Below are 8,820 nucleotides of genomic sequence, written 5' to 3' on the forward strand. Positions count from 1 at the left end.
GGCCGTCGGGGGAGCCGGCGCGTGGACACTGGCGATCACTCGCGTTGTGCCCGGGGAACGACCCGGGGTGAGGGCAGGGGAGGGGCTGTCGAACGGCTGTGACCGAAGACCCGCGTAACGCGGACATGGGTGACACGGCGGAGACCCCTGTGACGGATGCGGCACAGGGGTGCGCAAGGGGAGCCGGGACTCAGCCCCCGTACAGGGGCGGGCGTTCCGCCAGCGCCACCGGGGTCCGTACGCCGGTCCGCGCGGCCGCGAGGCCCGCCTCCGAGACGGCCGCCGCCGCGTAGCCGTCCCAGGCGTCGGGCCCCGCCACCCGGCCGCGCGCCGCCGCGGCCACCCAGCGGCGCAGCTGGCGGTCGTAGGCGTCGGCGAAGCGCACCGTGAAGTCCTGGTCGATCTCCCCGCCCCAACGCCCCGCCGACTGCACCACCATCGCGTGGCCGTCGCCGATCCGGGCACTGCCCGACTCGCCCACGGCCTCGCACTGCACCTGGTAGCCGAAACCGCAGTTCACGAAGATCTCCACGTCGACGACGGCCCCGTCGGAGGTCTCCAGCAGCACCAGCCGGGGATCGCGCAGCCCCTCAGGGGCGGCCGCCGTCGGCCTCGGGGAGATGACGGTGACGGCCGTGATCTCCTGCCCCAGCAGCCAGCGGGCCGCGTCCACCTCGTGCACCACGGAATCGCTGATCAGCATGTCGCTGGTGAAGAACGACGGCGAGGCGGCGTTGCGGTGCCGACAGTGCAGGAACAGAGGCCGCCCGATCCCGCCCGCGTCGAGCAGCTCCTTCAGCCGCTCGTACTCGGCGTCGAAGCGCCGCATGAAACCCACCTGCACCAGGCGCCGCCCCAGCCGCTGCTCGGCCGCCATGATCCGCAGCGCTCCCGCCGGATCGGGAGTCAGCGGCTTCTCGCACAGCACCGGCAGCTCCCGGTCCAGGGCGTGCAGGACCGCCTCCTCGTGGGCGGGCCCCGGAGAGGCGATCAGTACGGCCCGGACCCCGGGTGCGCCTATCGCGGCCGCCGGGTCGGTGTGCGCGCTCGCCCCCTCCAGGGCGCCCGCGACCTCCTTGACCCGGTCCCCGTCGGGATCGGCCACGGCCACCACCCGGGCCCCGCCGACGCTCCGCCCGATCCGGCGGACGTGGTCGGCGCCCATCCTGCCCGTACCGATGACGGCGATGCCGAGCGTGCTGCTCATGGTTGTCTCCTCAGGGGGTCAGCGGGCGCCGCAGGAGCGCAGGTAGTCGCGGGTACGGCGGGCGATCGGCAGCGGCCGGTCGGGCGGGCAGGGGTACATGTCCTGCTCGACGATGGCGAAGAGGTCCACGCCCAGCCGCTGGGCGGCGGCGAGCACCGGCTCCAGCGCGGGCACGCCCGACGGCGGCTCGCACATCACCCCGCGGCCCACGGCCGGCCCGAAGGGCAGCTCCTGCGCGACGACTTCGGCGAGGATCCGCGGGTCCACCTGCTTGAGGTGGAGGTAGCCGATGCGCTCGGCGAAGGTCTCCACGGCCTGGACGCTGTCGCCGCCGCAGTACGCGTAATGCCCCGTGTCCAGGCAGAGCGAGACCAGGTCGGGGTCGGTGGCGTCGAGGAAGCGGGCCACGTTCCCCGGGGTGTCGATGTGGGTGTCCGCATGCGGATGGACCACGATCCGCAGCCCGTACCGGTCCTGGACCTCCCGGCCCAGGCGCTCGGTCTGGGAAGCCAGTTCACGCCATTGGGAGGGGGTGAGGGTGCGGTCCTCCAGCACCTCGCCGGTCTTGTCGTCCCGCCAGAAGGAGGGGATGACGACGAGGTGCGCCGCGCCCATCGCCCGCGTCAGCTCCGCGATCCGCGACACGTGGTCCCAGGTGGCCTCCCACACGGCGGGACCGTGATGGAGTCCGGTGAAGACGGTGCCAGCCGAGACCCGCAGCCCGCGCTTGGCGGTCTCCTCGGCGAGCCGGGCGGGATCGGTGGGCAGATAGCCGTACGGGCCGAGCTCGATCCACTCGTACCCGGCGTCCGCGACCTCGTCGAGGAAGCGCTCCCAAGGGGTCTGCAGGGGATCGTCGGGAAACCAGACACCCCAGGAGTCCGGAGCCGAACCGACGCGGATACGGGTCAACGCGGGCGGGGAGGACGTCATAACGGCCACCTTCGGGTGGGAGGCGAGCGGAGGGACAGACTGTGACCGGGACCGGTACCGGCGATCCGTCGGAGTTCGACCTGATCACGATGGGCCGGATCGGGGTGGATCTCTACCCGTTGACGACCGGCGTATCACTGGCCGAGGCCGAGACCTTCGGCAGGTTCCTGGGCGGCTCCCCGGCCAACGTCGCCGTCGCGGCGGCCCGGCTGGGGCGGCGGACCGCACTGATCAGCCGCACCGGGGCGGATCCCTTCGGCGCGTATCTCCGGGCGGAGCTGGGGAGGTTCGGGGTGGACGGCCGGTGGGTGGCGCAGGTCGCCGGGCTGGCGACGCCGATCACCTTCTGCGAGATGTTCCCGCCGGATTCCTTCCCGCTGTATTTCTACCGCCTGCCCAAGGCGCCCGATCTGGAGATCGAGCCGGCGGAGGTGGACCTGGCGGCGGTGCGGGCCGCGAAGGTGTTCTGGATGACGGGGACGGGGCTGAGCGAGGAGCCCTCGCGGGGGGCGACGCTGGCCGCGCTTCGGGCAAGGGGGCGTGGCGCGGGGGTGACCGTGTTCGACCTGGACTGGCGGCCGATGCTGTGGCGGGAGAAACCGGAGCCGTACTACGAGCGGGCGCTGGCGTCGGCGACGGTGGCCGTTGGGAACCCGGAGGAGTGCGAGATCGCCACGGGGCGGTCCGATCCGTACGCGGCGGCGGAGGCGCTTCTGGAGGCCGGGGTGGAGCTGGCCGTCGTCAAACGCGGCCCGGAGGGTGTGCTCGCGGTCCACCGGGACGGGACGGTGGCGGAGGTCCCGCCGGTGCGGGTGGAGGTGGTGAACGGGCTGGGCGCGGGGGACGCGTTCGGCGGGGCGCTGTGCCACGGGCTGCTGGCGGGGTGGCCGCTGGAGGCGGTGTTGCGGTACGCGAACGCGGCGGGGGCGATCGTCGCCTCGCGGCTGGCGTGTTCTTCGGCGATGCCGTTCTCGTACGAGGTGGAGGAGGTGCTGGGGCGTGCCGGTGGTTGCTGAGTGGGGGATGGAGTGGACGCGGCTGGTGGTGCTGGAGCTGGGGGCCGGGGAGGTGTACGCGCACGAGTGCGGGGACTCCGAGTGGATCGTGCTCCCGCTGTCCGGCGCGTGCGAGGTCCGCTGCGCGGAGCCCCTGGGTTCCGCCCCGGACCCCGCGCCTCAAACGCCGGCGGGGCCGGAATTGCCTCCGGCCGAGCTGGGGGATCCAGCCCGTCCGGCGTTTGAGGGCCGGGGGTCTGGGGGCGGAGCCCCCAGTTCCGGGAAGGGGCGGGGTGGGGGAACAAGCCCCGCAGGGCCCAACGCCACCCCACCCGGCACGTTCCGACTGCGCGGTCGACACGGGGTGTTCGGCGGGGTCAGCGACTTCGCGTATCTGCCCCGGGACGGGCAGGCGGAGATCGAGTCGGCCGGCGGCGGCCGGTTCGCGCTCGCCGGGGCCCGTTGCGAGACGCGGCTGGCCGCGCGGTACGGGCCGGCCGGGGACGTGCCCGTGGAGCTGCGCGGGGCCGGGCAGTGTTCCCGGCAGGTCCACAACTTCGGGGCCGCCGGGGTGTTCCCCGCGGACCGGCTCATCGCCGTCGAGGTGCTCACCCCCGGCGGGAACTGGTCCTCGTACCCGCCCCACAAGCACGACACGCACCTCCCCGGCCAGGAGTCCCGTCTGGAGGAGATCTACTACTTCGAGATCGCGCCCCACGGCCAGACCCCCGGGGTGGGATACCAGCGCGTCACGCCCTCTCCCGCGGGGAAGACCGACATCCTGGCGGAAGTCAGGAGCGGGGACGCGGTGCTGATCCCCGACGGCTGGCACGGGCCGTCCATCGCCGCGCCCGGGCACGACATGTACTACCTGAACGTGATGGCCGGGCCGCCCGGCGAGCCCCGGGAGTGGCTGATCCGGGACCACCCCGAGCACGCCTGGATCCGCGGCAGCTGGGACGGCCAGGCGGTCGACCCCCGGCTGCCCTTCCACCGAGCGGAGGACGAGGCGCGATGAGACTCACCGTCGCACAGGCGCTCGTACGGTTCCTGAGCAGGCAGTACACCGAGCGCGACGGGCACCGGCACCGGCTGGTCGCCGCAACCTGGGGGATCTTCGGGCACGGGAACGTCGCCGGGATCGGACAGGCGCTGCTTGAGACGGGCGCCGGGGAGATGCCCTTCTTCCAGGGGCGCAACGAGCAGGCCATGGTGCACGCCGCCGTCGGGTACGCCCGGCAGAGCGGGCGGCTGTCCGCGCATGCCGTGACCACCTCCATCGGGCCCGGCGCCACCAACCTCGTCACCGGCGCGGCCGGGGCGACGATCAACCGGATCCCGGTGCTCCTGCTGCCCGGGGACGCCTTCGCGACCCGGCCCGCAGACCCCGTGCTCCAGCAGCTGGAGGCGCAGGAGGCGGGGGACGTCTCCGTCAACGACACCCTGCGGCCGGTCTCCCGGTACTTCGACCGGATCACGCGGCCCGAGGCCCTCATCCCGGCGGCCCTCCAGGCCATGCGGGTGCTCGCCGACCCCGTGCGGACCGGCGCCGTGACCCTCGCGCTGCCGCAGGACGTGCAGGCCGAGGCGTACGACTGGCCCGAGGAGTTCTTCGCCGAGCGGGTGTGGGGCGTGCGCCGGCCCCGGCCCGACCGCGCCGAGCTCGACGCGGCCGCGGCCGCCGTGCGGGGCTCCGCGCGTCCCCTGATCGTCGCGGGCGGCGGGATCCGGCACAGCGCGGCCGGGGCCGCGCTGGCGGAGTTCGCCGAGGCCACCGGGATCCCCGTGGCCACGACCCAGGCGGGCAAGGGTGCGCTGCCGTACGACCACCCCGCCGAGATCGGCGGGATCGGGCACACGGGCACGGCGACCGCCGACGCGCTGGCCCGGGAGGCCGATCTGGTGATCGCCGCCGGGACCAGGCTGACGGACTTCACCACCGCCTCCGCGACCCTCTTCCAGAACCCGGCCGTCCGGTTCGTCGGGCTCAATCTCGACCCGTACGACGCCCACAAGCTCGCCGCCCTGCCGCTGGTCGCCGACGCGCGCGAGGCGCTCGGCGAACTCCGGGAGGCGGTCGCCGGGTACCGGGTGGATCCCGCGTACGCGGCCTCGTACGGGGAGGGCAAGAGGGAGTGGGAGCGGCGGGTGGACGCCGCCTGGAGCGTGCACGACGAGGATCTGCCGCCCACGCAGGCCCAGGTGCTCGGGCTGCTCGACGGGCTGGTCGACGCGAGCGACATCCTCGTGAACGCCGCCGGCTCGCTCCCGGGGGACCTGCACAAGCTGTGGCGGGCCCGCTCGGAGGACCAGTACCACCTGGAGTACGGCTACTCCTGCATGGGCTACGAGATCCCGGCGGCGATCGGGGTGGCGCTGGCCGCGCCCGGCCGCCCGGTGTGGGCGCTGGTCGGCGACGGGACGTACCTGATGAACCCGACCGAGATCGTCACGGCCGTGCAGGAGGGCGTCCCGGTCAGGCTGGTCGTCCTCGACAACCACGGGTACGCCTCGATCGGGGGGCTGTCGCGGGCCGTGGGCGGCGAGGGGTTCGCCACCGGGTACCGCTTCCGGGCGCCCGACGGCTCGTACGGCGGGGACCCCCTTCCGGTGGACATCGCGGCGAACGCGGCCTCCCTCGGGATGGCCGTGCTGCGCGCCCGCACCGTGCGTGACCTGCGCGAAGCCCTGACCGAGGCGCGCTCGGCAACATGTCCCACATGTGTCTACGTACGGACCCGAACGCCCGACACTGTGTCGGGCCCGCCCCCCGCACAGGCGTGGTGGGATGTTCCTGTGGCCGAGACCGCGAACCGCAAAGCGGCGGCTCGGGCCCGTGAAGAGTACGACCGGCAAGCCGCTCAGCGACGTCGCCATCTGTGAAGGAGCAAGGCACATGAAGACCGTCAACCACTGGATCGGTGGCAAGACCGTCGAGGGCGCCTCGGGCAACTACGGCCCGGTCACCGACCCGGCGACCGGCGAGGTCACCACGCAGGTCGCGCTGGCCTCGGCCGAGGAGGTCGACGCGGCGGTACAGGTCGCCAAGGAGGCGTACCTGAGCTGGGGCCAGTCCTCGCTGGCCGCCCGCACCAAGGTGCTCTTCGCCTACCGCGCCCTGCTGGACGCCAACCGTGACGCCATCGCCGAGCTGATCACCGCCGAGCACGGCAAGGTCCACTCGGACGCGCTGGGCGAGGTCGCCCGCGGCCTGGAGATCGTCGAGCTGGCCTGCGGGATCACCACGCAGCTCAAGGGCGAGCTGTCGACGTCGGTGTCCAGCCGCGTGGACGTCGCCGCCATCCGCCAGCCGCTGGGCGTGGTCGCGGGCATCACCCCGTTCAACTTCCCGGCGATGGTCCCGATGTGGATGTTCCCGCTGGCCGTGGCCTGCGGGAACACCTTCATCCTCAAGCCGAGCGAGAAGGACCCGTCGGCCGCCAACAAGCTGGCCGAGCTGGCCACCGAGGCCGGACTGCCGGCGGGCGTGCTGAACGTCGTCCACGGTGACAAGGTCGCCGTCGACGCGCTGCTGTCCCACCCCGACGTCGCGGCCGTCTCCTTCGTGGGCTCGACCCCGATCGCCCGCCACATCCACACCACCGCCTCCGCCAACGGCAAGCGCGTACAGGCGCTGGGCGGCGCCAAGAACCACATGCTGGTGCTGCCGGACGCCGACCTGGACGCGGCCGCCGACGCGGCGGTCTCCGCGGCCTACGGCTCCGCGGGCGAGCGCTGCATGGCGATCTCCGCCGTCGTGGCCGTCGGCTCCATCGCCGACGAGCTGGTCGAGAAGATCCGCGAGCGCGCCGAGAAGATCAAGATCGGCCCCGGCAACGACCCGGCCTCGGAGATGGGCCCGCTGATCACGGCCGCCCACCGCGACAAGGTCGCCTCGTACGTCAAGGGCGCCGCCGACCAGGGCGCCGACGTGGTCCTGGACGGAACCGGCTACACGGTGGACGGCTTCGAGAACGGCCACTGGATCGGCCTGTCGCTGCTCGACCACGTGAAGACCGACTCCGACGCCTACCGCGACGAGATCTTCGGCCCGGTGCTGTGCGTGCTGCGCGCGGAGACCTACGAGGAGGGCGTGGCCCTCATCAACGCCTCGCCGTTCGGCAACGGCACCGCGATCTTCACCCGTGACGGCGGCGCCGCCCGCCGGTTCCAGCTGGAGATCGAGGCGGGCATGGTCGGCGTCAACGTGCCGATCCCGGTGCCGGTGGGCTACCACTCCTTCGGTGGCTGGAAGGACTCGCTCTTCGGCGACCACCACATCTACGGCAACGACGGCATCCACTTCTACACTCGCGGCAAGGTCGTCACGACCCGCTGGCCGGACCCGTCCGAGGGCCACATCGGCGTGGACCTGGGCTTCCCCCGCAACCACTGACCGACCGGGCGCACACCGCCCCGCGGCACCGCTCGCCCCCCGCAACCCTCACTGCGGGGGGCGAGTCCGTTCGTACGGGTACGGGTACGGGTGCGGGTGCTGCGACGGCGGCCGGGTCAGTACGTGCGGGTCAGGTCCCGCTCGGTGTCCGGCTGGTCCACGTCCTGTGCCGGGCGGCCGACGGCGCGCCGGCGCAGGACCAGGAAGGTCGTCAGGGCGCCCGCGAGGACGAGGAGCAGGCCGACGGCGGGCCAGGGGACGGCCACGAAGTCCGTCTCGGACGTGGAGACCAGGTCGGGGTGGGCCGTCGCCCCGGCGGTGATCCTGACGGTCACCCAGTCGGACTGGGGCGCGTCGGGCCACGGCTCGGTGAGCTCGATCCGCTGGCCGGGCAGCAGCGCCAGTTTCAGTTCCCGGGCCGGCCGGTCCAGCACCGTCCGCCCGAACAGGCCCTCGGCGGTCACCGTCACCCTGGGGTCGACGACCACGTTGCCCCGGTTGACCAGTGTGTACGTGATGGTGGCGCGGGCGTCCCGGACCCAGGGCAGCAGCGGCGCCGACCGGTCGACCTTCACGTCCTCCACGCTGAGCCCGGGCGTCAGCGGGCCCGGCACCCGGAAGTACAGCCGGGCGCCCACCGAGCGCCGCACGCCGACCTGGACCTTGCCCTCCTGCTGGACTCCCTCCACGGCGGTGTTGAGGGCGACGATCCCGCCGACGTGGTCGCCGGGCGTCGCGTTCGCCGGGACCTTCACGGTGAACGGAACGTCCTTGCGGCTCTTGGCGGGCACGGTGACGGTGGAGGCCGTCTCGGGCGGCAGCGCGATCCACGTGCCGACGTCCTTGGGCTTCGTCTCGACGGGCAGCAGGGCGAAGGCACCGCCCGAGGGGGTGTTGACGGCGTCGGTGGCGAAGATCTGGAACGTCAGCTCCTTGTCGGAGGAGTTCAGGATCGTGACGCTGTCCTCCACGGAGGTCCCGGCCTGGCCCTGGTGGAAGAAGTAGGCGCGGTCGGTCATTGCCGCCCCGGCCGCGGGCGTGGGGAAGACCCCCCAGGTGCCGTTGTCCGCCGCGGTCGCGGCGGTGGCCGGGAGCAGCCCCATGCCCAGCAGCAGGCCGACGAGCAGACCGTACAGAGAGGTGCGGGTGCGCATGGGAGGTTCTCCAGTCGGCGCGGAAGTCGGGAAAGGGGTGGTGGGGGGGGGGGGGGGAGGAAAAGGACAAAAAAAAAAAAAAAAAAAAAAAAAAAACCCCACACCCCCCCCCAACAAAACAAACACGAGGCGGCA

7 protein-coding genes are annotated in these 8,820 nt (G+C 73.0%); 4 read left to right on the top strand and 3 right to left on the bottom strand.

The annotated features are described in order from the left end of the window. Positions 1-190: 190 nt before the first annotated feature. Both ACZ6Y1_RS30360 and ACZ6Y1_RS30365 read right to left on the bottom strand, forming a co-directional pair. On the bottom strand, positions 191-1,207 hold the full coding sequence (locus ACZ6Y1_RS30360; RefSeq protein WP_469637003.1) for a Gfo/Idh/MocA family protein: 1,017 nt from the start codon (positions 1,205-1,207) through the stop codon (positions 191-193). Positions 1,208-1,225: 18 nt separating this feature from the next. Next, positions 1,226-2,140, bottom strand: a complete 915-nt coding sequence (locus ACZ6Y1_RS30365) for a sugar phosphate isomerase/epimerase family protein (RefSeq protein ID WP_469637006.1) — start codon at positions 2,138-2,140, stop codon at positions 1,226-1,228. A 41-nt stretch (positions 2,141-2,181) separates the two neighbouring features. On the opposite strand from ACZ6Y1_RS30365, the gene iolC reads away from it, so the two are divergent. Genes iolC through ACZ6Y1_RS30385 form a run of 4 tightly spaced genes read left to right on the top strand, consistent with a single transcriptional unit; the run spans position 2,182 to position 7,531 of the window. Beyond that, the gene (gene iolC / locus ACZ6Y1_RS30370; RefSeq protein WP_469637009.1) at positions 2,182-3,156 is read left to right on the top strand and encodes a 5-dehydro-2-deoxygluconokinase; all 975 of its coding nucleotides are present in this window, start codon (positions 2,182-2,184) and stop codon (positions 3,154-3,156) included. A 7-nt stretch (positions 3,157-3,163) separates the two neighbouring features. Next, positions 3,164-4,153, top strand: a complete 990-nt coding sequence (iolB, locus tag ACZ6Y1_RS30375; RefSeq protein ID WP_469637149.1) for a 5-deoxy-glucuronate isomerase — start codon at positions 3,164-3,166, stop codon at positions 4,151-4,153. Further along, the gene (gene iolD / locus ACZ6Y1_RS30380) at positions 4,150-6,018 is read left to right on the top strand and encodes a 3D-(3,5/4)-trihydroxycyclohexane-1,2-dione acylhydrolase (decyclizing) (protein WP_469637013.1); all 1,869 of its coding nucleotides are present in this window, start codon (positions 4,150-4,152) and stop codon (positions 6,016-6,018) included. Before iolB ends, iolD begins: the two co-directional genes overlap by 4 nt. A 13-nt stretch (positions 6,019-6,031) precedes the next feature. Next, on the top strand, positions 6,032-7,531 hold the full coding sequence (locus ACZ6Y1_RS30385) for a CoA-acylating methylmalonate-semialdehyde dehydrogenase (RefSeq protein ID WP_469637016.1): 1,500 nt from the start codon (positions 6,032-6,034) through the stop codon (positions 7,529-7,531). Positions 7,532-7,647: 116 nt separating this feature from the next. Here ACZ6Y1_RS30385 and ACZ6Y1_RS30390 read toward each other — a convergent pair whose 3' ends face one another. Next, positions 7,648-8,685 (bottom strand): WxL protein peptidoglycan domain-containing protein, encoded by a 1,038-nt coding sequence (locus ACZ6Y1_RS30390; protein WP_469637019.1) that lies wholly within the window; start codon positions 8,683-8,685, stop codon positions 7,648-7,650. Positions 8,686-8,820 lie beyond the last annotated feature (135 nt).

It is taken from the genome of Streptomyces sp. NPDC053432 (genome assembly GCF_055585365.1).

Bases quoted from the DNA above. Each gene is read 5' to 3' on its own strand.
- ACZ6Y1_RS30385 (WP_469637016.1), top strand. From the start codon at position 6,032: ATGAAGACCGTCAACCACTGGATCGGTGGCAAGACCGTCGAGGGCGCC.
- ACZ6Y1_RS30360 (WP_469637003.1), bottom strand. From the start codon at position 1,207: ATGAGCAGCACGCTCGGCATCGCCGTCATCGGTACGGGCAGGATGGGC.
- iolD (WP_469637013.1), top strand. From the start codon at position 4,150: ATGAGACTCACCGTCGCACAGGCGCTCGTACGGTTCCTGAGCAGGCAG.
- iolB (WP_469637149.1), top strand. From the start codon at position 3,164: ATGGAGTGGACGCGGCTGGTGGTGCTGGAGCTGGGGGCCGGGGAGGTG.
- ACZ6Y1_RS30365 (WP_469637006.1), bottom strand. From the start codon at position 2,140: ATGACGTCCTCCCCGCCCGCGTTGACCCGTATCCGCGTCGGTTCGGCT.
- ACZ6Y1_RS30390 (WP_469637019.1), bottom strand. From the start codon at position 8,685: ATGCGCACCCGCACCTCTCTGTACGGTCTGCTCGTCGGCCTGCTGCTG.